This is a genomic window from Pseudomonas frederiksbergensis (assembly GCF_003732665.1).
In the GTDB taxonomy this organism is placed as follows: domain Bacteria; phylum Pseudomonadota; class Gammaproteobacteria; order Pseudomonadales; family Pseudomonadaceae; genus Aquipseudomonas; species Aquipseudomonas frederiksbergensis_G.
The window spans coordinates 191,203-214,965 of record NZ_MOBP01000023.1; the positions used below are offsets into that span (position 1 = coordinate 191,203).

The following is a 23,763-nucleotide window of genomic DNA, read 5'->3' on the forward strand; positions in this document are numbered from 1 at the left end:
ACTCACTCAGGCCGCAAATAATAAGGCCTTGTTACGGGATATACCACCATGGAACTTCGCCATTTACGTTATTTCATCATAGTGGCCGAAGAGCGACATATCACCCGCGCCGCCGAGCGCCTGAATATGCAGCAGCCGCCTCTCAGCCAACAGATTCGTGCGTTGGAACGAGAGTTGGGTTTTGAGTTGTTCAAACGCCATCCCAAAGGCGTTGATCTGACCGCTGGCGGGTTGGTGTTCCTCGATGAAGCGCGGGCGATTCTGGCGCGTGTCGAGCAAGGTTCCCTCAAGGCCTCCCGCGCAGCGCAGGGGATTGAAGGTACGTTGGTGATTGGCTTCACCAGTTCTGCCGCCGCGCACCCGCTGATCCCGCGGATCATCCGCGCCTACCGCGAGCAATATCCCGGCGTGGAACTGTCGATCAAAGAGGGCAGCGCCCGTGAAGTCACCGAAGACACCACCGAAAAACGCATCGACATCGGCATCCTTCGCGCCCCGGTCAGCGCCCCTGAAAGCCTGACTTTCCATCGCTTGCTCAACGAGGAAATGCTCCTGGCCCTGCCGGTCGGGCACCCGTTGCTCAAAGGGGCCGAACCCAAGATCAGCATGATCGACCTCAAGGACGAACGCTTCATCCTCGTCCGCCGCCCCGGCGCGCCGGGCATGTACGCAAACCTGATCAAGGCCTGCCAGAACGCCGGTTTCGAGCCGAATATCGCTTTTGAAGTGGAGCGGATGCTGACCAACGTCAGTCTGGTTGCCGCCGGCGAAGGCATCTCGGTGGTGCCCGCGTCGATGCGCGACGTACACCGCGAATCCGTGGTGTATTGCCGCATCCGCGACGCGCAACCGAGATTGTTGGCGCCCATTACATTGGTACAGCGCGCATTCAATCCCTCGGCGCCGTTGCAGAATTTCATTGGTTTGGCGCGGGAGCTGGCCGGGGTGTATCGAAAGGCATGAGCGGGGTTTGGGAAGGGGAGTGCGCAGGAATCGCAGGCACAAAAAAACCGGCTAAGTGCCGGTTTATTTGTTTTCCAGTGGCTGGTAACAACCGCTGGATCTTTGTAGATGGTGCCCCGAGGGAGACTCGAACTCCCACTTCTTGCGAAAACGGATTTTGAATCCGCCGCGTCTACCAATTCCGCCATCAGGGCTCAATGGCGGCGAAGTATAGAGATGAGATTACCGTCGGTCAATCAGGTACATAGAGAATTTTCACTATTTCGGCTAGACTTCCGGCCCCTGCTAGACGAACCCCATCATGCGCGTTGCTGACTTTACTTTCGAACTCCCTGATTCGCTGATTGCTCGCCACCCTTTGGCCGAGCGTCGCGGTAGTCGCCTGTTGACCCTGGATGGGGTCAGCGGCGCCCTGGCACACCGTCATTTCACTGATTTGCTCGAGCATTTGCGTCCGGGCGATTTGATGGTGTTCAACAATACCCGGGTGATTCCGGCGCGGCTGTTTGGCCAGAAGGCTTCCGGCGGCAAGCTGGAAATTCTGGTGGAGCGGGTGCTCGACAGTCATCGCGTGCTGGCCCATGTGCGTTCCAGCAAGTCGCCCAAGCCCGGCTCGAAGATCCTGATCGACGGCGGCGGCGAGGCAGAAATGCTGGCGCGGCACGATGCGTTGTTCGAGTTGGGGTTCGCCGAAGAGGTGTTGCCGCTGCTCGATCGCGTCGGGCACATGCCGTTGCCTCCCTATATAGATCGCCCGGACGAAGGTTCGGACCGCGAGCGTTATCAGACCGTGTACGCCGAGCGCCTGGGCGCGGTGGCGGCGCCGACGGCGGGGCTGCATTTTGATCAGCCGTTGATGGAAGCGATTGCGGCCAAGGGCGTCGAGACCACGTTCGTGACCTTGCACGTCGGCGCGGGCACGTTCCAGCCGGTGCGGGTCGAGAAGCTTGAAGATCACCACATGCACAGCGAATGGCTGGAAGTCGGCCAGGACGTGGTGGATGCGGTCGCCGCTTGCCGTGCGCGGGGCGGTCGGGTGGTGGCGGTGGGGACCACCAGCGTGCGTTCCCTGGAAAGCGCCGCCCGCGATGGCGTGCTCAAGCCGTTCAGTGGCGACACCGACATCTTTATCTACCCGGGCCGGCCGTTTCATGTGGTCGATGCCCTGGTCACCAACTTCCATTTGCCCGAATCCACGCTGTTGATGCTGGTTTCGGCGTTCGCCGGTTATCCCGAAACCATGGCTGCCTATAAAGCAGCGGTGGAGCATGGTTACCGCTTTTTCAGCTACGGTGATGCGATGTTTATCACCCGTAATCCTGCGCCGACTGCCCCTAAAGAATCGGGCCCTGAGGAAACTGTATGAGTCGTATGTCGTTTGAATTGCTGGCCACTGACGGCAAGGCTCGTCGCGGTCGTCTGACTTTCCCGCGCGGCACCGTCGAGACCCCGGCCTTCATGCCGGTGGGCACGTATGGCACCGTCAAGGGCATGTTGCCACGGGATATCACCGCCACCGGCGCGGAAATCATTCTGGGCAACACCTTCCACCTGTGGCTGCGTCCTGGCACCGAAGTGATCAAGAAGCACGGCGACCTGCACGATTTCATGCAGTGGAAAGGCCCGATTCTTACCGACTCCGGTGGTTTTCAGGTGTTCAGCCTGGGCGCGATGCGCAAGATCAAGGAGGAGGGCGTGACCTTCGCCTCTCCGGTCGATGGCGCCAAAGTGTTCATGGGGCCGGAAGAGTCGATGCAGGTCCAGCGTGACCTGGGCTCCGACATCGTGATGATTTTCGACGAATGCACCCCGTACCCGGCTGACGAAGACGTCGCTCGCGTGTCGATGGAGCTGTCGTTGCGTTGGGCCCAGCGTTCGAAAAACGCCCATGGCGACAACACGGCGGCGCTGTTCGGCATCGTCCAGGGCGGCATGCACCAGGACCTGCGCATGCGCTCCCTGGAAGGCCTCGACAAGATCGGCTTCGATGGCCTGGCCATTGGCGGTCTGTCGGTGGGCGAGCCCAAGCACGAGATGATCAAGGTGCTGGATTACCTGCCGGGCCTGATGCCGGCTGACAAACCTCGTTACCTTATGGGCGTTGGCAAACCGGAAGATCTGGTTGAGGGTGTGCGCCGCGGTGTGGACATGTTCGATTGCGTGATGCCAACCCGTAATGCCCGCAATGGGCATCTGTTCATTGATACAGGCGTGCTGAAGATCCGTAACGCGTTCCATCGCCATGATGATTCGCCGCTGGATCCGACCTGCGATTGCTACACCTGCCAGAACTTCTCCCGTGCTTATCTGCACCATCTGGACAAGTGCGGCGAAATGCTGGGTAGCATGTTGAATACCATCCACAATTTGCGCCATTACCAGGTGCTTATGGCTGGTTTGCGCGAGTCTATTCAACAGGGTACATTGGCCGCCTTTGTCGATGCCTTCTACGCCAAACGCGGGCTACCTGTTCCGCCTTTGGACTGAGTTTTCTGACCCCAAGATTCAACATTTGCAACTGGAGTGCTAAATGAGCTTTTTTATCTCTAATGCCATGGCCGACGCTGCTGCACCGGCAGCTGCAGGCCCAATGGGTGGCGGCTTTGAGTGGATTTTCCTGGTCGGTTTCCTGGTCATCTTCTACCTGATGATCTGGCGTCCACAGGCCAAGCGCGCCAAAGAACAGAAGAACCTGCTCGGCAGCCTGCAAAAAGGCGACGAAGTTGTGACCACCGGTGGTATCGCCGGCAAGATCACTAAAGTGGCAGATGATTTCGTGGTTCTGGAAGTTTCCGACACCGTGGAAATGAAGTTCCAGAAAGGCGCCATCGCCGCCACGCTGCCAAAAGGCACGCTCAAAGCGATCTAAGTTTCAACTTCTACTCAATCGACGGGGCGCGCAAGGCGCCCCGCGTCATAAGCGGGCGGCGTGATGCTGAACAAATACCCTCTGTGGAAATACATTCTGATCCTGGCGGTGCTGGCGGTCGGTCTGATTTATTCCGCTCCCAATCTTTACCCTGATGACCCGGCCATTCAGGTCAGCGGTGCAAGCACTGCGCTGTTGGTCAATCAGGCTGATCTGGATCGTGTGAGCACTGCGCTCAAGGAATCCGGGATCAACGTCAAGGCAGCCACGCTGTCGGCCAACGGCAAGGGCGGGCTGATTCGCCTGACCAAGGCTGAAGACCAGTTGCCGGCCAAAGACGTCGTGCGCAAGGCATTGGGTGATGACTACGTCGTTGCACTGAACCTGGCACAAACCACCCCGCAATGGCTGCGCAGCCTCGGCGCGCACCCGATGAAGCTGGGTCTGGACTTGTCCGGTGGTGTGCACTTCCTGCTGGAAGTGGACATGGACAAAGCCCTCGACGCACGCTTGAAAGTGTACGAAGGCGATGTGAAAAGCCTGTTGCGTAAAGAGAAACTGCGCTATCGCAGCCTGCCGCAACTGGGCGGCGCCATTCAGTTGGGCTTCACTGACGAAGCAACCCGCGAACAGGCCCGTGCGCTGGTCCGCAAGAACTTCAACGATTTCGACATTGTTCCGGCTGACCTGAATGGCCAACCGGTACTGCGTCTGGCGATGACCCCGGCCAAGCTGGCGGAAATCCGTGAATACTCCATCAAGCAGAACTTGACCACGGTACGTAACCGCGTCAACGAGCTGGGTGTTGCTGAGCCGATCGTCCAGCGTCAGGGCGCCAACCGCATCGTGGTTGAGCTGCCGGGCGTGCAGGACACCGCAGAAGCCAAGCGTATCCTCGGCAAGACGGCAAACCTTGAATTCCGTCTGGCTGCAGAACCAGGTGCTTCGAAAGCCACTTCCGAATCGTTCGAGTTCCGTGAAGGCAAGCGTCCGCCGGCACAGATCGAGCGTGGCCTGATCATCACCGGTGACCAGGTCACTGACGCCAAGGCTGGCTTCGGCGAGCACGGCACGCCAGAAGTGAACATCCGTCTGGATGGCCACGGTGGCGAACTGATGAGCCGCGCAACCCGCAGCAACGTCGGTCGCAGCATGGCGGTGATCTTCATCGAGCAACGCCCTGTCACCACTTACACCAAGCAAGTGGTCGATGGCGTCGAGAAAGACGTAGCCGTTCAAACGTTCAAAGAAGAGAAGAAGATCATCAGCCTGGCGACCATCCAGTCGCCGCTGGGTGCTCAGTTCCGCATCACGGGCCTGAACGGTCAGGGCGAGTCGTCCGAACTGGCGCTGTTGCTGCGTGCCGGTGGTCTGGCTGCACCGATGTACTTCGCTGAAGAGCGCACCATTGGCCCGAGCCTGGGTGCCGACAACATCACCAAGGGTATCGATGCATCGCTGTGGGGCATGTTGTTTGTCTCGCTGTTCATCATCGCCATCTACCGCTTCTTCGGCATCATCGCCACCGTCGCGCTGGGCGTGAACATGGTGCTGCTGCTGGCCCTGATGTCGCTGCTGGGTGCAACACTGACCCTGCCGGGTATCGCGGGTATCGTGCTGACCATGGGTATGGCGGTCGATGCCAACGTTCTGATCTTCTCGCGGATTCGTGAAGAGATCGCGGCGGGCATGACGGTACAACGGGCAATCAACGAAGGCTTCGGCCGGGCATTCACCGCGATTCTCGACGCCAACCTGACAACATTGTTGGTCGGCGGGATTCTGTTTGCGATGGGCACCGGTCCCGTCAAAGGCTTCGCAGTGACCATGTCCCTCGGGATCTTTACCTCGATGTTCACGGCCATCATGGTGACCCGCGCGATGGTCAACCTGATCTTCGGCGGTCGTGACTTCAAGAAGTTGTGGATTTAAGGGGCTGCCATGTTACGTACAATCAACTTCATGGGCGTTCGCAACTTTGCGTTCGGCGTCACATTGTTCCTCAGTGCGCTGGCCATTTTCAGCGTCTTCCACAAGGGCATGAACTGGGGCCTGGACTTCACCGGCGGTACGCTCATTGAGCTGACCTACGAGCGTCCGGCCGATGTGTCCAAGGTGCGTACCCAGCTCTCTGAGTCGGGCTACCACGAAGCCATCGTGCAGAGCTTTGGCGCGACGACTGACCTGCTGGTGCGTATGCCTGGCGAAGACCCGCAACTGGGTCACCAGGTCGCTGAAGCGCTGCTGAAGGTCGGCGGCGACAACCCGGCGACGGTCAAGCGCGTCGAGTTCGTCGGCCCGCAGGTGGGTGAAGAGCTGCGCGACCAGGGGGGCCTCGGCATGCTGATGGCGCTGGGCGGCATCCTGATCTACCTGGCTTTCCGCTTTCAGTGGAAATTCGCGGTCGGCGCCATTGTTTCGCTGATCCACGACGTGATCGTGACCATCGGTATCCTGTCGTTCTTCCAGATCACCTTCGATTTGACGGTACTGGCGGCGGTACTGGCGATCATTGGTTACTCGCTTAACGACACCATCGTGGTATTCGACCGGGTTCGTGAGAACTTCCGTGTCCTGCGCAAGGCCAACCTGATCGAGAACATCAACATCTCGACCACGCAAACCCTGTTGCGGACCATGGCCACTTCGATCTCCACTTTGTTGGCGATCGCGGCGCTGTTGTTCTTCGGCGGCGACAACCTGTTCGGCTTCTCCATTGCCCTGTTCATCGGTGTACTGGCGGGTACTTACTCGTCGATCTACATCGCGAACGTGGTGCTGATCTGGCTGAACCTGAACAGCGAGGATCTGATTCCTCCTGCGGCGACCGAGAAGGAAGTCGACGACCGTCCATAACGGCCATCGCTTTCCCGGTTGTCTGCCAAAAAAGGCGCGAGTTGAACTCGCGCCTTTTTTTATGCTCCAAGGCTGGGAGAAGCGCGGGCATTGACCCGCATGTGATGGTCAGGAGGTTCATGTGAACAAGTCGTTGCTGGTTGGTGCGGTACTGGGTGCTGTCGGTGTGACTGCCGGGGGCGCTGTTGCCACCTACAGCCTGGTTAAAAGCGGCCCTGAGTATGCGCAAGTGTTGGCCGTCGAACCGGTAAAAACACAGATCAAGACTCCACGTGAAGTGTGCAAGGACGTTGCAGTGACCCGTCAGGCGCCGGTCAAGGATCAACACCAGATCCTCGGTACGGTCCTGGGTGCAGTGGGCGGTGGTTTGCTCGGCAACCAGATCGGTGGCGGTAATGGTAAGAAGCTCGCGACCGTTGCCGGTGCTGTCGGCGGTGGCTATGCGGGGAACAAGGTCCAGGAAGGTATGCAGAATCGCGATACCTACACCACGACCCAGACTCGCTGTAACACCGTGAATGACATCAGCGACAAGGTTGTCGGCTACGACGTCCGTTATTCGCTGGATGGCAAGGAAGGCAAAGTGCGGATGGATCGTGATCCGGGCAACCAGATTCCGGTCGACAAGGAAGGTAAGTTGATCCTGTCGCAGAACGAACCGGGTCAGTGATGAGCTGATTGCCTGATTCAAAAAGAAGCACCCGCGAGGGTGCTTTTTTTGTGCCCCCAATTTCTGCATCACCACAAATCCCCTGTGGGAGCGGGCTTGCTCGCGAAAGCGGTGTGTCATTCAGCATATGCGCCGACTGACACACCGCATTCGCGAGCAAGCCCGCTCCCACATTGGTTCGGTGGTGGTTTTGGGGCGAATTCCAGGCATAAAAAAAGCACCCCGAAAGGTGCTTTTTTTGTGGGCGTTCGCTTAGCGTTTCAGCGAGGCCGGCAGGTGCGGCTGGATCGCCGTCAGAACTGCTTTGAAGCACTTGGTGTTACCAGCAACAACGTGACCTTTTTCAAGGAAGTCGTGACCGCCGGTGAAGTCGCTCACCAAACCGCCGGCTTCCTGGATCAGCAGGGCGCCTGCAGCCATGTCCCACTCGGACAGGCCCGACTCCCAGAACGCGTCGAAACGACCGGCAGCCACGTAGGCCAGGTCCAGGCTGGCGGAACCGGCGCGGCGGATGCCGGCGGTCTGGCCAACCAGGGCGCGGAACATGCCCAGGTAGTTGTCGAGGTTGTCCATCTGGTCGTCACGGAACGGGAAGCCAGTGCCCAGCAGAGCGCCGTCGAGGCTGGTGCGACCGCTGACGCGCAGGCGACGACCGTTCAGTTGAGCGCCGCGACCACGGCTGGCGGTGAATTCTTCCTGGCGAACCGGGTCCAGAACAACAGCGTGTTCCAGGCGACCGCGGTATTTGCAGGCGATGCTGACAGCGAAGTGAGGAATGCCGCGCAGGAAGTTGGTGGTGCCGTCCAGCGGATCGATGATCCACAGGTAGTCTTCGCCTTCGCCGCTGCCCGGGTGCATGCCGGTTTCTTCACCGAGAATGCCGTGGGTAGGGTAGGCCTTGCGCAGCGCGTCGATGATTTTCTGCTCAGCGGCGCGATCCACCTCGGATACGTAATCCTTGGCGTCTTTTTCGTCGACCTTGATGGTATCCAGGCGCTCGATGGAGCGGAAGATCAATTCACTGGCGCTGCGGGCGGCGCGCAGCGCGATATTCAGCATGGGCTGCATGGATGTGTCACCTAAGGTTGTTAAAGAAAGCCGGGCATTCTATCAGAACTTTTCTACAGGTGAAGGTCGGTGTTCGCTTTCATAGCTTAACGGTAGTGGGCGCTGTAAGATTCGGCTCCCAAATTTGTGTTCGAGATCGCCTCCCGTGCTGCATAACATTCGTGTCGTCCTGGTCAATACCAGCCATCCCGGCAACATCGGCGGGGCTGCGCGTGCCATGAAGAACATGGGCCTGTCGCGGCTGGTGCTGGTCGAACCAAGGTTGTTCCCGCATCACGAGGCCGATGCCCGCGCCTCCGGTGCCGGCGACATCCTTGAAAACGCGCAAGTCGTCGCCACCTTGGAAGATGCCTTGGTCGGCTGCAATCTGGTTCTGGGCACCAGTGCCCGTGACCGGCGCATTCCCTGGCCGCTGCTCGATCCCCGCGAATGCGGCACGAAAGTGGTTGAGGAAGCTGCGCAAGGCGCAGAAATCGCCTTGGTCTTCGGCCGTGAAGATTCCGGCCTGACCAATGAAGAGCTGCAGCGATGTCATTATCACGTGCACATTCCATCAGACCCTGAGTTCAGTTCGCTGAACCTTGGGGCAGCGGTGCAGGTGTTGAGTTATGAAGTACGCATGTCCTGGCTCGCGGCCCAAGGTCAGCCGAGCAAGGTCGAGAAGGATGAAGTGGCATCCACCAAAAGTGGCGAGCTGGCGACCATGGATGAGCTGGAGCGATTCTATGAACACCTGGAACAAACCCTGGTGGCCATTGAATTCCTCGACCCGGAAAAGCCACGACACTTGATGGCGCGCCTGCGTCGGTTGTACGGACGAAGCTCGGTCAGCCGGGCGGAAATGAATATATTGCGTGGCATCCTCACGGAAACCCAGAAAGCGGCCCGTGGCGAGCTTCTTAAGCGGAAGGATTAAAAATGTTCGAGCGTTTGCGTGAAGATATCCAGAGTGTTTTCCACCGTGATCCAGCAGCGCGTAACGCTTTTGAAGTCCTGACTTGCTACCCCGGCATGCATGCCATCTGGATCCATCGCCTGTCGTCGGCCCTGTGGGGCATGGGCTGGAAGTGGCTGGCGCGGCTGGTGTCGAACTTCGGTCGCTGGTTGACCGGGATCGAGATCCATCCGGGTGCCAAGGTGGGGCGTCGCTTCTTTATTGACCATGGCATGGGCATCGTCATCGGCGAAACTGCTGAAATCGGTAATGACGTCACCCTTTACCAAGGTGTGACCCTGGGCGGCACCAGTTGGAACAAGGGTAAGCGTCACCCGACTCTGGAAGATGGCGTGGTCGTGGGGGCGGGCGCCAAGGTGCTTGGGCCGTTCACTGTCGGCGCTGGAGCCAAAGTTGGTTCCAATGCGGTGGTGACCAAGGCTGTGCCGCCGGGTGCGACAGTGGTCGGGATTCCGGGGCGGATCATCGTCAAGTCCGATGAAGAGCAGGACGCCAAGCGCAAGGCGATGGCTGAGAAGATTGGTTTTGATGCCTACGGTGTCGGTGAAGATATGCCGGACCCGGTGGCTCGCGCCATTGGTCAACTGCTCGATCATCTGCAAGCGGTCGATGGTCGGCTGGAAGGCATGTGCGGCGCGCTGAAGGACCTGGGTAGTAATTACTGCGCCAAGGATTTGCCTGAGCTGCGCGAAGAAGACTTCGCCTGCGTCAAAGGCAAGGATGAGAGTCAGGCCAGTTAGACCGGGTTGGCCCCTTCGCGAGCAAGCCCGCTCCCACAGTAGACCGCGTCCGGATTCTGTGGGAGCGGGCTTGCTCGCGAAGAACGATAACGCGCATTTACTGGTGGTACGCCGCCAGCCTTTGCTATGATGCGCGCGCTCTTTTGCGGGTAAACCTGACTAAAGTACTAGGTCTTATAGTTGACTTAAATACTCGGGAATAGCATACTCGCCCCCATTCCGAACTCCGTGGTAATTGTCCATGAGACTGACTACAAAAGGCCGATACGCCGTGACCGCCATGCTTGACCTGGCGTTGCACGCGCAGCACGGGCCGGTGTCCCTGGCCGATATCTCCGAGCGCCAAGGCATCTCCCTGTCCTACCTCGAACAGCTTTTCGCCAAATTGCGTCGTAGCAATCTGGTTTCCAGCGTTCGCGGCCCGGGCGGCGGCTACCAGTTGTCCCGCGAGATGCAGGGCATCCAGGTCGCCCAGGTGATCGATGCGGTAAACGAATCGGTCGATGCAACCAAATGCCAGGGCCAGGGTGATTGCCATCAAGGCGACACCTGCCTGACTCACCACTTGTGGTGCGATCTGAGCCTGCAGATTCACGAATTTCTGAGCGGTATCAGCTTGGCTGACCTTGTGACTCGCCGTGAGGTGCAAGAAGTAGCCCAGCGTCAGGACCAGCGCCGTTGCAATGGCAAGGCGCCACGCCTGGACAAGATTGAAGCGTCCGCCGTCGAATGACAGCCAAAGAGCTAGCGGCACGCCAGCCAGCCTGATTTAGGAGATAGTCCATGAAATTGCCGATTTACCTTGATTACTCTGCGACCACCCCGGTTGATCCGCGTGTCGCGCAAAAGATGAGTGAATGCCTGCTGGTCGACGGAAACTTCGGTAACCCGGCGTCCCGTTCCCACGTGTTCGGCTGGAAAGCTGAAGAGTCCGTCGAAAACGCCCGTCGTCAGGTCGCCGACCTGGTCAACGCCGACCCGCGTGAAATCGTCTGGACCTCCGGTGCCACCGAATCCGACAACCTGGCAATCAAGGGTGCGGCGCATTTCTATGCGACCAAGGGCAAACACCTGATCACCACCAAGATTGAGCACAAGGCTGTCCTCGACACCATGCGCCAACTGGAGCGTGAAGGTTTCGAAGTGACCTACCTCGAGCCTCAGACCGATGGCCTGGTCACCCCGGCCATGATCGAAGCTGCACTGCGTGATGACACCATCCTGGTTTCGGTCATGCACGTGAACAACGAAATCGGCACCATCAACGACATCGAAGCGATCGGCGAACTGACCCGCTCCAAGGGGATTCTGTTCCACGTTGACGCGGCTCAGTCCACCGGCAAGGTCGAGATCGACCTGTCGAAGCTGAAGGTCGACATGATGTCGTTCTCCGCTCACAAAACCTACGGCCCTAAAGGCATCGGCGCGCTGTACGTCAGCCGCAAGCCGCGTGTGCGCATCGAAGCGACCATGCACGGCGGCGGTCACGAACGTGGCATGCGTTCCGGCACCCTGGCGACCCACCAGATCGTCGGCATGGGTGAAGCTTTCCGCGTAGCCAAGGAAGACATGGCTGCCGAGAACGTGCGCATAAAAGCCTTGAGCGACCGCTTCTTCAAACAGGTCGAAGGCCTGGAAGAGCTGTACATCAACGGCAGCATGACCGCCCGCGTACCGCATAACCTGAACCTGAGCTTCAACTACGTTGAAGGCGAGTCGCTGATCATGGCCCTCAAAGACCTGGCGGTTTCGTCCGGTTCGGCCTGCACCTCGGCTTCCCTTGAGCCTTCGTACGTACTGCGCGCCCTGGGCCGCAACGACGAACTGGCACACAGCTCGATTCGTTTCACCTTCGGCCGTTTCACCACCGAAGAAGAAATCGACTACGCCGCGCAGAAAGTCTGCGAGGCCGTTACCAAGCTGCGCACCTTGTCGCCGCTGTGGGACATGTACAAAGACGGTGTCGACATTTCGAAAATCGAGTGGGCGGCACACTGATTTCAAGTCGCCGCAAACCGGCCCTGTGAACTTAAGGTTTCAGGGCTCAAGAGCGACTCTCTGATGAGTGAGGATTAAGAATCATGGCTTACAGCGAAAAGGTCATCGACCACTACGAAAACCCGCGCAACGTCGGCAAGATGGACGCGGAAGACCCGGATGTCGGCACTGGCATGGTCGGCGCTCCGGCGTGCGGCGACGTTATGCGCCTGCAGATCAAGGTTAACGAGCAAGGCATCATCGAAGACGCCAAGTTCAAGACCTACGGTTGCGGTTCGGCTATCGCCTCCAGCTCCCTGGCGACCGAGTGGATGAAAGGCAAGACTCTGGATGAAGCAGAGACCATCAAGAACACTCAGTTGGCTGAAGAACTGGCTTTGCCGCCAGTGAAAATTCACTGCTCCGTACTTGCTGAAGACGCTATCAAAGCGGCCGTTCGCGACTACAAGCAGAAGAAAGGCTTGATCTAAGCATTGGGCGACGAGTAAGGAGTCAACGATGGCTATCAGCATGACAGAAGCGGCAGCTCAACACGTGCGACGCTCCCTCAACGGGCGCGGCAAAGGTGAAGGGATTCGTCTGGGTGTTCGCACCACAGGCTGTTCCGGCCTTGCCTACGTGCTGGAGTTCGTCGACGAGGTGGTTGCAGAGGATCAGGTGTTCGAAAGTCACGGCGAGAAAGTGATCATCGACCCGAAAAGCCTCTCATACCTGGACGGCACCGAGCTTGATTTCGTCAAGGAAGGGTTGAACGAAGGCTTCAAGTTCAACAATCCCAACGTGCGCGGTGAATGTGGCTGCGGCGAAAGCTTCAACATCTGAGGCTGCGCGTGGGTACTCCTTGTCATTTCGCTTTATTTGAACTGCAGCCGAGCTTCCGTCTGGATCTCGAGCAGTTGGCCACGCGCTATCGTGAGTTGGCGCGCGGTGTTCATCCGGACCGTTTTGCCGACGCTTCCGAGCGCGAGCAGCGGCTGGCGCTCGAGCAATCCGCGAACCTCAACGAGGCCTACCAGACGCTCAAGAATCCCCCAAAGCGCGCGCGTTACTTGCTCGCCATGGGTGGTCGCGAGTTGCCGCTGGAGGTCACGGTGCATGATCCGGAGTTTCTTCTGCAGCAGATGCAATGGCGCGAAGAACTCGAAGACCTGCAAGACAGCGCCGACCTGGCCGGCATTGCCGTGTTCAAGCGTCGCTTGAAGGTCGCGCAGGATGAGCTGAACGAAAGCTTCGCAGCCTGTTGGGATGATGCAGCGCAACGTGAGCAGGCCGAACGCCTGATGCGGCGCATGCAGTTCCTCGACAAGCTCACCTACGAAGTGCGCCAGTTAGAAGAGCGCCTCGACGATTAACCCAGTGCCGCTTCGGTCGCACGCCTGATATACAGATAAGTCCTGATTACGATGGCCCTACTGCAGATCGCCGAACCCGGCCAAAGTCCTCAACCGCACCAGCGTCGTCTGGCTGTGGGGATCGACTTGGGCACTACCAATTCGCTGGTCGCTGCGTTGCGCAGTGGTCTGTCCGAACCCCTGGCCGACGCTGACGGGCAGGTCATCCTGCCGTCCGCCGTGCGCTACCACGCCGATCGCGTCGAGGTTGGCGAGTCCGCCAAGCTGTCCGCCGCTACCGATCCCTTGAATACCGTGCTGTCGGTCAAGCGCTTGATGGGTCGTGGTCTGTCCGACGTCAAGCAATTGGGCGATCAACTGCCGTACCGCTTTGTCGACGGCGAGTCGCACATGCCGTTCATCGACACTGTGCAAGGCCCGAAAAGCCCGGTCGAAGTCTCCGCCGAAATCCTCAAGGTGCTGCGTCAGCGCGCCGAGGCGACGTTGGGCGGTGAATTGGTCGGTGCGGTGATCACCGTTCCAGCCTATTTCGACGACGCTCAACGCCAAGCCACTAAGGACGCGGCCAAACTGGCCGGCCTGAACGTGCTGCGTTTGCTCAATGAACCGACCGCTGCCGCTGTGGCTTACGGTCTGGATCAACATGCTGAAGGCCTGGTCGCCATTTACGACCTGGGCGGCGGCACCTTCGATATTTCGATTCTGCGCCTGACCGGCGGTGTGTTCGAAGTGCTGGCCACCGGCGGCGACAGCGCCCTGGGTGGCGATGACTTTGACCACGCCATTGCTGGCTGGATCATCGAGAGCGCCGGTTTGTCCGCCGACCTCGATCCGGGCGCGCAACGTCATCTGCTGCAAACTGCCTGCGCGGCCAAAGAAGCGCTGACCACAGTTTCGACCGTTGAAGTTGCTTATGACGACTGGAAAGCCCCGTTGACCCGCGAAGCCTTCGACGCGCTGATCGAGCCGATGGTCGCTCGCAGCCTGAAAGCTTGCCGCCGTGCGGTGCGTGATTCCGGCATCGAGCTGGATGACGTGCACGCCGTGGTCATGGTTGGCGGTTCGACCCGCGTACCTCGCGTTCGCGAAGCTGTCGCCGAAGCCTTTGGTCGCCAGCCGCTGACCGAGATCGATCCGGATCAAGTGGTGGCCATCGGTGCCGCGATCCAGGCCGATACCCTGGCGGGCAACAAGCGCGATGGTGGCGAACTGCTGCTGCTCGATGTGATTCCGTTGTCCCTGGGGCTGGAAACCATGGGCGGTCTGATGGAGAAGGTGATTCCGCGCAACACCACCATCCCCGTCGCTCGCGCCCAAGACTTCACTACGTATAAAGATGGCCAATCGGCCATGGCGATCCACGTCCTGCAGGGCGAGCGCGAGCTGATCAGCGACTGCCGCTCCTTGGCACGCTTCGAATTGCGCGGTATTCCGGCGATGGTGGCCGGTGCGGCGAAGATTCGCGTGACCTTCCAGGTCGATGCCGACGGTCTGCTCAGCGTTGCGGCCCGTGAATTGGGTTCGGGCGTTGAAGCCAGCATCCAGGTCAAGCCGTCCTACGGCCTGACCGACGGTGAAATCACCAAGATGCTCAAGGACTCGTTCGAATACGCCAATGACGACAAAGTCGCCCGCGTGTTGCGTGAGCAACAAGTCGATGCCCAACGCCTGATCGAAGCGGTGCAGGGTGCTCTCGATGTCGACGGCGAACGCCTGCTCGACGCCGAAGAGCGCATGGTCATCGAGTTGCAAATGCAGGAACTGACCGAATTGATGAAAGGCACCGATGGTTTCGCCATCGAGCAGCAGACCAAGCGTCTGTCGCAAGTGACCGACGCCTTTGCTGCCCGCCGCCTGGACTCGACGGTGAAAGCCGCGCTGGCGGGGCGCAACCTGAATGAAATCGAGGAATAACTGATGCCGCAGATCATTTTTCTGCCTCACGCCGAACATTGCCCGGACGGAATGGTTGTCGAGGCTGAAACCGGTAAGTCCATTCTCGAAGTGGCCCATGACAACCATATCGAGATGGAAAGTGCCTGTGGCGGCGTTTGTGCCTGCACCACTTGCCACTGCATCGTTCGCGAAGGTTTCAACTCGCTCGAAGAAGCCGATGAGCTGGAAGAAGACTTTCTTGATCGGGCCTGGGGCCTTGAGCCGCAATCTCGTCTAGGCTGTCAGGCGATCGTCGGGACTGAAGACCTGACCGTTGAAATTCCGAAATACTCGCTCAACCATGCAGCCGAAGCGCCGCACTGATTCAAGGAAGTGACATGAGTCTGAAATGGGTTGATGTGCTGGAAATCGCGATCCAACTGGCTGAAACCAAGCCGGATGTGGATCCGCGTTACGTGAACTTCGTCGAACTGCACCGTTGGGTGCTGGCATTGCCGGAGTTCAGTGATGATCCGACCCGCGGTGGCGAGAAGGTGCTTGAAGCCATTCAGGCCGCCTGGATCGAAGAAGCAGACTGAGTCTGCACCGTACGCAGTTAGGCAATACCCAAGAACCCGCGTATAATTCGCGGGTTTAATTTTTCGCAAATTACCGTTTCTGGAGTTACACCATGGCTGTTCAACGTACTTTCTCCATCATCAAGCCTGACGCTGTTGCAAAAAACGTTATCGGCGAGATCACCACTCGTTTTGAAAAAGCTGGCCTGCGCGTTGTAGCTTCGAAACTGAAGCAACTGTCCAAAGCCGAAGCTGAAGGCTTCTACGCTGAGCACAGCGCTCGTGGTTTCTTCGGCGATCTGGTTTCCTTCATGATCTCCGGTCCGGTTGTCGTTCAGGTTCTGGAAGGCGAAAACGCTATCGCTCTGAACCGTGAGCTGATGGGCGCTACCAACCCTAAAGAAGCTGCTGCCGGCACCATCCGTGCTGACTTCGCTGATTCGATCGACGCCAACGCTGTACACGGTTCGGACTCCGAAGCCGCTGCTGCTCGCGAAATCTCGTACTTCTTCGCAGCTACTGAAGTAACCACTCGCTAAGCATTGGCTTATGAGTGAAGGTGAATCCATGACTACATCGACTGTAAAAACTAACCTGCTGGGTCTGACTCAGCTGGAAATGGAAAAATTCTTCGACTCAATCGGGGAGAAGCGTTTCCGTGCCGGTCAGGTAATGAAATGGATTCACCACCTTGGCGTCGATGATTTCGACGCCATGACGAACGTCAGCAAAGCCTTGCGTGACAAGCTCAAGGTCATTGCTGAGGTTCGCGGTCCTGAAGTGGTCAGCGAGGACATTTCCACCGACGGCACCCGTAAGTGGGTGGTGCGCGTGGCGTCCGGCAGCTGCGTCGAGACCGTGTACATTCCCCAGGGCAAACGCGGCACTTTGTGCGTTTCGTCCCAGGCAGGCTGTGCCCTGGATTGCAGTTTCTGCTCCACCGGCAAGCAAGGTTTCAACAGCAACCTCACTGCCGCCGAAGTCATCGGCCAGGTGTGGATTGCCAATAAATCGTTCGGCAGCATCCCGGCGACCGCCGACCGTGCCATCACCAACGTGGTGATGATGGGCATGGGTGAGCCGCTGCTGAACTTCGACAACGTCGTGGCCGCCATGCATCTGATGATGGATGACCTGGGCTACGGGATCTCCAAGCGCCGCGTGACCCTGTCCACTTCGGGCGTGGTGCCAATGATCGATGAGCTGTCCAAGCACATCGACGTGTCCCTGGCGTTGTCCCTGCACGCACCGAATGACGCATTGCGTAACCAATTGGTGCCGATCAACAAGAAGTATCCGCTTAAGATGCTGCTCGAGTCGTGCCAGCGCTATATGTCGTCCCTGGGCGAAAAACGCGTGCTGACCATCGAGTACACCTTGCTCAAGGACATCAACGATAAAGTTGAACACGCGGTCGAGATGATCGAGTTGCTCAAGAACATCCCGTGCAAGATCAACCTGATTCCGTTTAACCCGTTCCCGCATTCCGGCTATGAGCGCCCAAGCAACAACGCCATTCGCCGTTTCCAGGATCAGCTTCACCATGCCGGCTACAACGTCACTGTGCGCACCACGCGCGGTGAAGATATCGACGCCGCGTGTGGCCAATTGGTAGGACAGGTGCTGGATCGCACCCGTCGCAGCGAACGTTATATCGCGGTGCGTGAATTGAGCGCCGAAAACGATCTGGCGCAAAACGCAGCGAACAACAACTAAGAGAGGATCTCTATGTCCCTGCGCTTTGCGCTGCTTGTGCTGTTGGCCAGCTTGTGTGCTGGTTGTGTCCTGTCGGGCGATTTCAACCCGATGAAGACCAGCAAGGGCCGCGACGAAGCGCGTGCCGCTTACGTGCAACTGGGGCTGGGGTACTTGCAGCAAGGGATGACCGAGCGGGCCAAAGTGCCGTTGAAGAAGGCCCTGGACCTGGATGAATCGGACCCTGACGCCAACGCGGCGCTGGGCCTGGTGTTCCAGGCCGAGATGGAACCGGAGCTGGCCGACCAGCATTTTCGCAAGGCGCTGTCCTCCCGTCCCACCGATGCACGCATCTTGAACAACTACGGCAGTTTTCTGTACGAAGAGAAACGTTACAAGGAAGCCTACGAACGCTTTGAGCAGGCCGCCGCCGATACCCTGTATCCTGAGCGTTCGCGGGTGTTCGAGAGCCTTGGCATGACCGCTTCCAAGCTTGGCCAGCGTGATCTGGCCCAGCAGCAACTGGAAAAAGCCCTGCGATTGAACCGCCAACAACCGCGTGCGTTGCTGGAAATGGCTGAGTTGTCTTACGAAGACAGGCATTATGTGCCCGCGCGTGACTACTACGACCGTTTTAGCCTGCTCACCGAACAAAATGCACGTAGTCTATTGCTCGGCGTTCGGCTGGCAAAAGTGTTTGAAGATCGCGACAAGGCCGCCAGTTTTGGCCTGCAATTAAAACGACTCTATCCCGGTACGCCGGAATATCAGCAATACCTGTCGGAGCAATGATGAAAGCGGCGCATCCCGAAGTTGTAGCAGCGAATCGCGTTAACCCCGGTGATACTTTGCGCCAGGCCCGCGAAAGCAATGGCTGGTCGCTGGCTGAAGTGGCCCTCAAGCTCAACCTCACCGTTAATTCTTTGGGTAATCTGGAAGCCGGCGCGTTCGACAAGCTGCCGGGGCATACCTTTGCTCGCGGTTACATTCGCGCCTACGCCAAATTGCTCGGCATGGATCAGACTGTTCTGGTCCAGCAGTTCGACCAATCCACCGGCACCGACTCCCAGGGCAGCAACGTCCACAGCCTGGGGCGTATCGAAGAGCCGGTTCGGGTTTCCCACACGATTTTGCGCATCGTCAGCCTGTTATTGCTGATCGCAGTGATTGGCGGCGGTTTTGTCTGGTGGCAGGATCAAACTTCCCTGCGCACCAAGGACCTGGCCACCCTGGCTCCGGAACACGTAGAAGTGGAAGGCGCCGACGGCACCACCCAGATTCATCCGCTGGACGAGCCGGAAGACCAGGCTGTCGCGGAAGGTCAGGCGGAAGGCTCGACGTCGCTCGCATTGCCGCAGTCCGAGACATCGACTGAAGCGCCGGCCGAAGCCACTGCGCCGGCGCCAACTGCTCCGGTTGCTCCAGCACCTGCGGCTCCAGTACACAGCGCTGCGCCGGTTGTCGCGACTCCTGCGACCCCGGCCCCGGCGGCTCCTGCTGTACCGGCACCGACCGTTACAGCGCCGGTTGCCCCGGCTGCTCCTGCTCAACCCGCCGCCGCGCCAGTGGCCGGCCAGGGTCAGGTTCAGCTGCTGTTCACCGCCGATTGCTGGACGCAAGTGACCGATGGCTCCGGCAAAGTGCTGTTGAGCGGTCTCAAGCGCAAAGGCGAAAACGTTTCCGTGAGCGGCAAGCCACCGTTTGCCGTGCGTCTGGGCTTTGCCCGTGGCGCGCAGGTCAGCTACAACGGGCAGGTGGTTGATGTCGCTCCGTTCACCAGTGGCGAGACTGCTCGCCTGAAGTTGGGTCAATAAGTCATGCACGGCGAATCTCCAATCAAACGTCGCGAATCCCGCAAGATCTGGGTCGGTAACGTCCCTGTTGGCGGCGATGCGCCCATCGCTGTGCAGAGCATGACCAACAGCGATACCAATGACGTGGCCGCCACCGTGGCCCAGATCAATCGCCTGGAAGCCGCAGGCGTCGATATCGTGCGCATTTCCGTGCCGGATATGGACGCCGCCGAGGCTTTCGGCAAGATCAAGCAACTGGTCAAGGTGCCGCTGGTTGCCGACATCCACTTCGACTACAAGATCGCCTTGCGCGTCGCCGAACTGGGCGTTGACTGTCTGCGCATCAACCCGGGCAACATCGGTCGTGAAGACCGCGTGCGTGCGGTGGTCGATGCCGCCCGTGACCGCGGGATCCCGATCCGCATCGGCGTCAACGCCGGTTCCCTGGAAAAAGACCTGCAAAAGAAATACGGCGAGCCGACCCCGGCCGCGCTGGTCGAATCGGCCCTGCGTCACGTCGAGCACCTGGAACGTCTGAATTTCAAGGACTTCAAGGTCAGCGTGAAGGCGTCCGACGTGTTCATGGCCGTGGCAGCCTACCGCTTGCTGGCCAAGGAAATCGTCCAGCCGCTGCACTTGGGCATCACCGAAGCCGGTGGTTTGCGTTCAGGCACGGTGAAATCCGCCGTGGGCCTCGGTATGCTGCTCGCCGAAGGGATTGGCGATACTATTCGCATCTCGTTGGCGGCTGACCCGGTCGAGGAAGTGAAAGTCGGCTACGACATTCTCAAATCCCTGCACCTGCGTTCCCGTGGCATCAACTTCATCGCCTGCCCGAGTTGCTCGCGGCAGAACTTCGATGTGGTCAAGACCATGAACGAGCTGGAAGGGCGCCTCGAAGATCTGCTGGTGCCGCTGGATGTCGCGGTCATCGGTTGCGTGGTCAACGGGCCGGGCGAAGCCAAGGAAGCCCATATCGGCTTGACCGGCGGCACGCCCAACCTGATTTACATCGACGGCAAGCCGTCGCAGAAACTGACGAATGACAATCTGGTGGACGAGCTGGAAAAGCTGATCCGCCAGAAAGCGGCCGAAAAGGTCGAAGCCGACGCGGCTGTAATCGCCCGCGGCTGATCAAACGAATTTAAGGATTTTTTGTGAGCAAGTCTCTGCAAGCCATACGTGGCATGAACGACATCCTGCCCGAGCAGACGCCCCTGTGGCGTCATTTCGAGGGCACCGTCTCGCGTTTGCTGGATAACTACGGTTACAAGCAGATCCGCATGCCGATCGTCGAGTTCACCGAGCTGTTCAAGCGCTCCATCGGTGAAGTGACGGACATCGTCGAAAAAGAGATGTACACCTTCGAAGACCGCAACGGCGATTCCCTGACCCTGCGCCCTGAAGGCACGGCGGCCTGCGTGCGTGCGGTGCTCGAGCACGGCATCACCGGCGGCGGCCAGGTGCAGAAGCTCTGGTACATCGGCCCGATGTTCCGTCACGAACGTCCGCAGAAAGGTCGTTATCGCCAGTTCCACCAGATCGGTGTCGAAGTGTTCAACCTCGACGGTCCGGACATCGACGCCGAGCTGATCATCCTGACCTGGCGCCTGTGGGGCGAGCTGGGCATCCGTGATGCGGTCAAGCTTGAACTCAACAGCTTGGGCACCGCCGAGTCCCGTGGGCGATATCGCGAAGCGCTGGTCGAGTTCCTTTCGGCTCGCCTGGACAAGCTCGACGAAGACAGCCAGCGTCGTCTGAAGACCAACCCGTTGCGGGTTCTGGATACCAAGAACGCCGACACTCAAGCGGTTTTGGTCGACGCGCCGAAAATGGCCGACTACCTCGACGACGAATCCCGCGTGCACTTCGAGGGCCTCAAGGCTCGTCTCGATGCGGCCGGCATTCCCTATGTGATCAACCCGAAGCTGGTTCGCGGGCTGGATTACTACAGCAAGACCGTTTTCGAATGGGTCACTGACAAACTGGGCGCCCAGGGCACCGTGTGTGCCGGTGGTCGTTACGACGGACTGGTGGAGCAGATGGGCGGCAAGCCGACCCCGGGCGTTGGTTTCGCCATGGGTATCGAGCGCCTGGTATTGCTGTTGGAAACCCTGGAGCAGATCCCGCAAGAGATCTCCCGTCAGGTCGACGTCTATCTCTGTGCCTTCGGTGAAGCCGCAGAGCTGGCCGGTCTGGCCTTGAGTGAACGAGTGCGTGACCAGTTGCCCAACCTGCGCCTGCAAGTCAATGCCGGCGCCGGCAGTTTCAAAAGTCAGTTCAAGAAAGCCGACAAGAGCGGTGCGTTGTATGCGCTGATCCTCGGTGACGACGAGATGGCCCAGCAGGTGGTAGGTTTCAAACCCCTGCGTGGCCAGGGCGAACAACAAAGCATTGCCTGGGATGCGCTCGCTGCACACCTGGCCACCTGCGTCGTGCAGGGTTGAAGCTGTCAAACAGCCGATTTAGCGATTAAGGAGTATTGGGGTGTCGAGTACCGAAGACGAACAACTGGCGGATTTGAAGGACTGGTGGACACGTAACGGCAAGCCCCTGGTCACTGGCGGCCTGTTGGCGCTGGTTATCGTGTTCGGCTGGCAGGCCTTTCACAAGTATCAGAGCAATCAGTCGCAAGGCGCCTCGATTCTCTATCAGCAACTGCTGGAAACCACGCTGACGCCTGACGGCAAGCCTGACGCAGCCCGCGTTGCGGACCTGGCCGGCAAGCTCAACAGCGAGTTCGGCGGTTCGGCCTACGCGCAATACGGCAGCCTGTTCGTGGCGAAAGTCGCGGTCGACAGCGGCAAGCTGGATGACGCCGCCACCGAGCTGAAAGCCATCACCGCCAAACCGGCCAACCCGGCGCTGGGCGAAATCGCCCGTCAGCGTCTGGCTCAGGTCCTGGCTGCACAGAACAAGGTCGAAGACGCCCTGAAACTGCTTGAAGGCGATGCCGACAAGTCGTTCCTGGCCACTCGCGAAGAACTCAAGGGCGACCTGCTGGTGCAGTTGGGTCGTACCGATGAAGCGAACACGGCGTATCAAAAAGCCAAGGCAGCACTGTCCGATGAAGCGGCAGTCGGCGGCCTCCAAATCAAGCTGGACGACCTGGCCAAAGGGGATGCGTGACGTGATCCGTTGGAAACATGCAGCATTGCTGGCCCTGGCCATTTTGGCCGCGGGTTGCAGCAGCAACAGCAAAAAAGAATTGCCGCCGGCCGAGCTGGTCGACTTCAAAGAAGAAGTGGTCCTGCACAAGCAGTGGAGTCGTTCGATCGGTGACGGTCAGGGCGAAACCTACAACATGCTGGTGCCGGCGATTGACGGCGATACCATTTATGCGGGCGACGTCACCGGTGTGGTGATGGCGATGGACCGTAGCAATGGCGATGTGAAATGGAAGAAAGATCTGGAACTGCCTGTTTCCGGCGCCGTTGGCGTGGGTTACGGTCTGGTCACGATCGGTACGCTCAAGGGTGAAATCGTTGCCCTGGACGCCACCAACGGTGAAGAGAAATGGCGCGCTCGCGTGTCCAGCGAAGTCCTCGCACCGCCAGCCAACAACGGCGACGTCGTGGTGGTTCAGACCCAGGACGATCGTCTGATCGGCCTGGATGCCGCGACCGGTAACCAGCGCTGGTTGTATGACAGCACCCCGGCGGTCCTGACCCTGCGCGGCACCAGTGCGCCGATCGTCACCAACCGCCTCGCGGTGGCTGGCCTGTCGACCGGTAAAGTGGTCGCGCTCGACATTTCCAACGGCGTGCCGGTGTGGGAACAACGGGTTGCGATCCCACAGGGTCGTTCGGAACTGGAGCGCGTGGTCGATATCGACGGCGGTCTGCTGCTGTCCGGCGGTACTCTGTATGTTGCCAGCTACCAGGGTCGCGTTGCGGCACTGGATCTGGAAAGCGGTCGTCAGCTCTGGCAGCGTGATGCTTCCAGCTATGCCGGTGTCGCCCAGGGTTTTGGCAACGTCTACGTGAGCCTGTCCTCGGGCACCGTTGAAGGCGTCGACGAACGTTCCACCACAGCCTTGTGGAGCAACGATTCGCTGGCTCGCCGTCAACTGTCGGCTCCGGAAGTGTTCTCCAGCTACGTTGCAGTCGGCGACATGGAAGGCTACCTGCACCTGCTGAGCCAGGTGGACGGTCGTTTCGTCGGCCGCGAACGCATCGACAGCGACGGCCTGCGCGCCCGTCCGCTGGTGGTGGGTGACACGATTTATGTGTATGGCAACAGCGGCAAACTGGAAGCCCTGACCATTAAGTAAAGATTTGACTATGCTTGGGGTTTAACCCCCAGGCGGCCTTGTTCTGCAAGGCTTGCGGCGCCTTCAAGCGCTGCCCCG

General features: G+C 59.2%; 26 protein-coding genes and 1 tRNA gene. 25 read left to right on the forward strand and 2 right to left on the reverse strand.

Annotated features, from left to right (window positions below; all coding sequences use genetic code 11):
- Positions 1–48 precede the first annotated feature (48 nt).
- Complete coding sequence (locus BK665_RS30620) at positions 49–963, forward strand: LysR substrate-binding domain-containing protein (protein WP_123410220.1); 915 nt, start codon at positions 49–51, stop codon at positions 961–963.
- A 109-nt stretch (positions 964–1,072) separates the two neighbouring features.
- Here the strand turns inward: BK665_RS30620 and BK665_RS30625 are convergent.
- Positions 1,073–1,157 (reverse strand) — tRNA-Leu (locus tag BK665_RS30625).
- A gap of 107 nt (positions 1,158–1,264) precedes the next feature.
- Between BK665_RS30625 and queA the strand changes: the two genes are divergently transcribed.
- The 6 genes from queA to BK665_RS30655 all read left to right on the forward strand — a co-directional run bounded on the left by queA (position 1,265) and on the right by BK665_RS30655 (position 7,358).
- Complete coding sequence (gene queA / locus BK665_RS30630) at positions 1,265–2,329, forward strand: tRNA preQ1(34) S-adenosylmethionine ribosyltransferase-isomerase QueA (RefSeq protein ID WP_123410221.1); 1,065 nt, start codon at positions 1,265–1,267, stop codon at positions 2,327–2,329.
- 5 nt (positions 2,330–2,334) lie between these two features.
- A complete protein-coding gene (tgt, locus tag BK665_RS30635; RefSeq protein WP_185076698.1) occupies positions 2,335–3,450 on the forward strand; it encodes a tRNA guanosine(34) transglycosylase Tgt in 1,116 nt (371 codons plus the stop codon).
- A 43-nt stretch (positions 3,451–3,493) separates the two neighbouring features.
- Positions 3,494–3,832: a preprotein translocase subunit YajC gene (gene yajC, locus BK665_RS30640; RefSeq protein ID WP_003185175.1), complete on the forward strand. Its 339-nt coding sequence runs from the start codon at positions 3,494–3,496 to the stop codon at positions 3,830–3,832.
- A gap of 63 nt (positions 3,833–3,895) precedes the next feature.
- Positions 3,896–5,764 (forward strand): protein translocase subunit SecD, encoded by a 1,869-nt coding sequence (secD, locus tag BK665_RS30645; RefSeq protein WP_123410223.1) that lies wholly within the window; start codon positions 3,896–3,898, stop codon positions 5,762–5,764.
- A 9-nt stretch (positions 5,765–5,773) separates the two neighbouring features.
- Positions 5,774–6,688, forward strand: a complete 915-nt coding sequence (gene secF, locus BK665_RS30650; RefSeq protein ID WP_123410224.1) for a protein translocase subunit SecF — start codon at positions 5,774–5,776, stop codon at positions 6,686–6,688.
- 121 nt (positions 6,689–6,809) lie between these two features.
- Positions 6,810–7,358, forward strand: a complete 549-nt coding sequence (locus BK665_RS30655; RefSeq protein ID WP_054045393.1) for a glycine zipper 2TM domain-containing protein — start codon at positions 6,810–6,812, stop codon at positions 7,356–7,358.
- A 252-nt stretch (positions 7,359–7,610) separates the two neighbouring features.
- On the opposite strand, the gene suhB is transcribed toward BK665_RS30655, so the two are convergent.
- A complete protein-coding gene (gene suhB, locus BK665_RS30665; protein WP_033061458.1) occupies positions 7,611–8,426 on the reverse strand; it encodes a type III secretion system regulator SuhB in 816 nt (271 codons plus the stop codon).
- 145 nt (positions 8,427–8,571) lie between these two features.
- On the opposite strand from suhB, the gene trmJ reads away from it, so the two are divergent.
- The 18 genes from trmJ (at position 8,572) to bamB (ending at position 23,685) form a co-directional block, all read left to right on the forward strand.
- On the forward strand, positions 8,572–9,342 hold the full coding sequence (gene trmJ, locus BK665_RS30670; RefSeq protein ID WP_054613614.1) for a tRNA (cytosine(32)/uridine(32)-2'-O)-methyltransferase TrmJ: 771 nt from the start codon (positions 8,572–8,574) through the stop codon (positions 9,340–9,342).
- 2 nt (positions 9,343–9,344) lie between these two features.
- Positions 9,345–10,121, forward strand: a complete 777-nt coding sequence (cysE, locus tag BK665_RS30675) for a serine O-acetyltransferase (RefSeq protein ID WP_123410225.1) — start codon at positions 9,345–9,347, stop codon at positions 10,119–10,121.
- A 241-nt stretch (positions 10,122–10,362) separates the two neighbouring features.
- A complete protein-coding gene (gene iscR / locus BK665_RS30680) occupies positions 10,363–10,854 on the forward strand; it encodes a Fe-S cluster assembly transcriptional regulator IscR (RefSeq protein WP_121734138.1) in 492 nt (163 codons plus the stop codon).
- A gap of 50 nt (positions 10,855–10,904) precedes the next feature.
- Positions 10,905–12,119, forward strand: a complete 1,215-nt coding sequence (locus BK665_RS30685; protein WP_123410226.1) for an IscS subfamily cysteine desulfurase — start codon at positions 10,905–10,907, stop codon at positions 12,117–12,119.
- 83 nt (positions 12,120–12,202) lie between these two features.
- Complete coding sequence (gene iscU, locus BK665_RS30690) at positions 12,203–12,589, forward strand: Fe-S cluster assembly scaffold IscU (protein ID WP_003443374.1); 387 nt, start codon at positions 12,203–12,205, stop codon at positions 12,587–12,589.
- 28 nt (positions 12,590–12,617) lie between these two features.
- Positions 12,618–12,941 (forward strand): iron-sulfur cluster assembly protein IscA, encoded by a 324-nt coding sequence (gene iscA / locus BK665_RS30695; RefSeq protein ID WP_054045385.1) that lies wholly within the window; start codon positions 12,618–12,620, stop codon positions 12,939–12,941.
- 8 nt (positions 12,942–12,949) lie between these two features.
- A complete protein-coding gene (gene hscB / locus BK665_RS30700; protein ID WP_123410227.1) occupies positions 12,950–13,471 on the forward strand; it encodes a co-chaperone HscB in 522 nt (173 codons plus the stop codon).
- A 51-nt stretch (positions 13,472–13,522) separates the two neighbouring features.
- On the forward strand, positions 13,523–15,385 hold the full coding sequence (hscA, locus tag BK665_RS30705; protein WP_123410228.1) for a Fe-S protein assembly chaperone HscA: 1,863 nt from the start codon (positions 13,523–13,525) through the stop codon (positions 15,383–15,385).
- 3 nt (positions 15,386–15,388) lie between these two features.
- Complete coding sequence (gene fdx / locus BK665_RS30710) at positions 15,389–15,730, forward strand: ISC system 2Fe-2S type ferredoxin (RefSeq protein ID WP_123410229.1); 342 nt, start codon at positions 15,389–15,391, stop codon at positions 15,728–15,730.
- Positions 15,731–15,744: 14 nt separating this feature from the next.
- On the forward strand, positions 15,745–15,945 hold the full coding sequence (gene iscX / locus BK665_RS30715) for a Fe-S cluster assembly protein IscX (protein ID WP_123410230.1): 201 nt from the start codon (positions 15,745–15,747) through the stop codon (positions 15,943–15,945).
- A 92-nt stretch (positions 15,946–16,037) separates the two neighbouring features.
- Complete coding sequence (gene ndk, locus BK665_RS30720) at positions 16,038–16,463, forward strand: nucleoside-diphosphate kinase (protein WP_042560926.1); 426 nt, start codon at positions 16,038–16,040, stop codon at positions 16,461–16,463.
- Between the two features lie 28 nt (positions 16,464–16,491).
- The gene (rlmN, locus tag BK665_RS30725) at positions 16,492–17,640 is read left to right on the forward strand and encodes a dual-specificity RNA methyltransferase RlmN (protein WP_123410231.1); all 1,149 of its coding nucleotides are present in this window, start codon (positions 16,492–16,494) and stop codon (positions 17,638–17,640) included.
- 12 nt (positions 17,641–17,652) lie between these two features.
- The gene (pilW, locus tag BK665_RS30730) at positions 17,653–18,411 is read left to right on the forward strand and encodes a type IV pilus biogenesis/stability protein PilW (RefSeq protein WP_123410232.1); all 759 of its coding nucleotides are present in this window, start codon (positions 17,653–17,655) and stop codon (positions 18,409–18,411) included.
- A complete protein-coding gene (locus BK665_RS30735) occupies positions 18,411–19,433 on the forward strand; it encodes a RodZ domain-containing protein (protein ID WP_123410233.1) in 1,023 nt (340 codons plus the stop codon). The genes pilW and BK665_RS30735 overlap by 1 nt, the downstream gene beginning before the upstream one ends.
- A gap of 3 nt (positions 19,434–19,436) precedes the next feature.
- Complete coding sequence (ispG, locus tag BK665_RS30740; RefSeq protein WP_123410234.1) at positions 19,437–20,546, forward strand: flavodoxin-dependent (E)-4-hydroxy-3-methylbut-2-enyl-diphosphate synthase; 1,110 nt, start codon at positions 19,437–19,439, stop codon at positions 20,544–20,546.
- 23 nt (positions 20,547–20,569) lie between these two features.
- The gene (gene hisS / locus BK665_RS30745) at positions 20,570–21,859 is read left to right on the forward strand and encodes a histidine--tRNA ligase (RefSeq protein ID WP_123410235.1); all 1,290 of its coding nucleotides are present in this window, start codon (positions 20,570–20,572) and stop codon (positions 21,857–21,859) included.
- A 40-nt stretch (positions 21,860–21,899) separates the two neighbouring features.
- On the forward strand, positions 21,900–22,541 hold the full coding sequence (locus tag BK665_RS30750) for a tetratricopeptide repeat protein (RefSeq protein WP_123410236.1): 642 nt from the start codon (positions 21,900–21,902) through the stop codon (positions 22,539–22,541).
- Positions 22,534–23,685: an outer membrane protein assembly factor BamB gene (gene bamB, locus BK665_RS30755; RefSeq protein ID WP_123410237.1), complete on the forward strand. Its 1,152-nt coding sequence runs from the start codon at positions 22,534–22,536 to the stop codon at positions 23,683–23,685. The genes BK665_RS30750 and bamB overlap by 8 nt, the downstream gene beginning before the upstream one ends.
- Positions 23,686–23,763 lie beyond the last annotated feature (78 nt).

Bases quoted from the DNA above. Each gene is read 5' to 3' on its own strand.
- iscA (WP_054045385.1), top strand. From the start codon at position 12,618: ATGGCTATCAGCATGACAGAAGCGGCAGCTCAACACGTGCGACGCTCC.
- iscR (WP_121734138.1), top strand. From the start codon at position 10,363: ATGAGACTGACTACAAAAGGCCGATACGCCGTGACCGCCATGCTTGAC.
- pilW (WP_123410232.1), top strand. From the start codon at position 17,653: ATGTCCCTGCGCTTTGCGCTGCTTGTGCTGTTGGCCAGCTTGTGTGCT.
- iscU (WP_003443374.1), top strand. From the start codon at position 12,203: ATGGCTTACAGCGAAAAGGTCATCGACCACTACGAAAACCCGCGCAAC.
- BK665_RS30685 (WP_123410226.1), top strand. From the start codon at position 10,905: ATGAAATTGCCGATTTACCTTGATTACTCTGCGACCACCCCGGTTGAT.
- ndk (WP_042560926.1), top strand. From the start codon at position 16,038: ATGGCTGTTCAACGTACTTTCTCCATCATCAAGCCTGACGCTGTTGCA.
- fdx (WP_123410229.1), top strand. From the start codon at position 15,389: ATGCCGCAGATCATTTTTCTGCCTCACGCCGAACATTGCCCGGACGGA.
- queA (WP_123410221.1), top strand. From the start codon at position 1,265: ATGCGCGTTGCTGACTTTACTTTCGAACTCCCTGATTCGCTGATTGCT.
- rlmN (WP_123410231.1), top strand. From the start codon at position 16,492: ATGACTACATCGACTGTAAAAACTAACCTGCTGGGTCTGACTCAGCTG.
- yajC (WP_003185175.1), top strand. From the start codon at position 3,494: ATGAGCTTTTTTATCTCTAATGCCATGGCCGACGCTGCTGCACCGGCA.
- secD (WP_123410223.1), top strand. From the start codon at position 3,896: ATGCTGAACAAATACCCTCTGTGGAAATACATTCTGATCCTGGCGGTG.
- hscA (WP_123410228.1), top strand. From the start codon at position 13,523: ATGGCCCTACTGCAGATCGCCGAACCCGGCCAAAGTCCTCAACCGCAC.
- secF (WP_123410224.1), top strand. From the start codon at position 5,774: ATGTTACGTACAATCAACTTCATGGGCGTTCGCAACTTTGCGTTCGGC.
- BK665_RS30620 (WP_123410220.1), top strand. From the start codon at position 49: ATGGAACTTCGCCATTTACGTTATTTCATCATAGTGGCCGAAGAGCGA.
- ispG (WP_123410234.1), top strand. From the start codon at position 19,437: ATGCACGGCGAATCTCCAATCAAACGTCGCGAATCCCGCAAGATCTGG.
- cysE (WP_123410225.1), top strand. From the start codon at position 9,345: ATGTTCGAGCGTTTGCGTGAAGATATCCAGAGTGTTTTCCACCGTGAT.
- tgt (WP_185076698.1), top strand. From the start codon at position 2,335: ATGTCGTTTGAATTGCTGGCCACTGACGGCAAGGCTCGTCGCGGTCGT.
- iscX (WP_123410230.1), top strand. From the start codon at position 15,745: ATGAGTCTGAAATGGGTTGATGTGCTGGAAATCGCGATCCAACTGGCT.
- bamB (WP_123410237.1), top strand. From the start codon at position 22,534: ATGCGTGACGTGATCCGTTGGAAACATGCAGCATTGCTGGCCCTGGCC.
- BK665_RS30735 (WP_123410233.1), top strand. From the start codon at position 18,411: ATGAAAGCGGCGCATCCCGAAGTTGTAGCAGCGAATCGCGTTAACCCC.
- suhB (WP_033061458.1), bottom strand. From the start codon at position 8,426: ATGCAGCCCATGCTGAATATCGCGCTGCGCGCCGCCCGCAGCGCCAGT.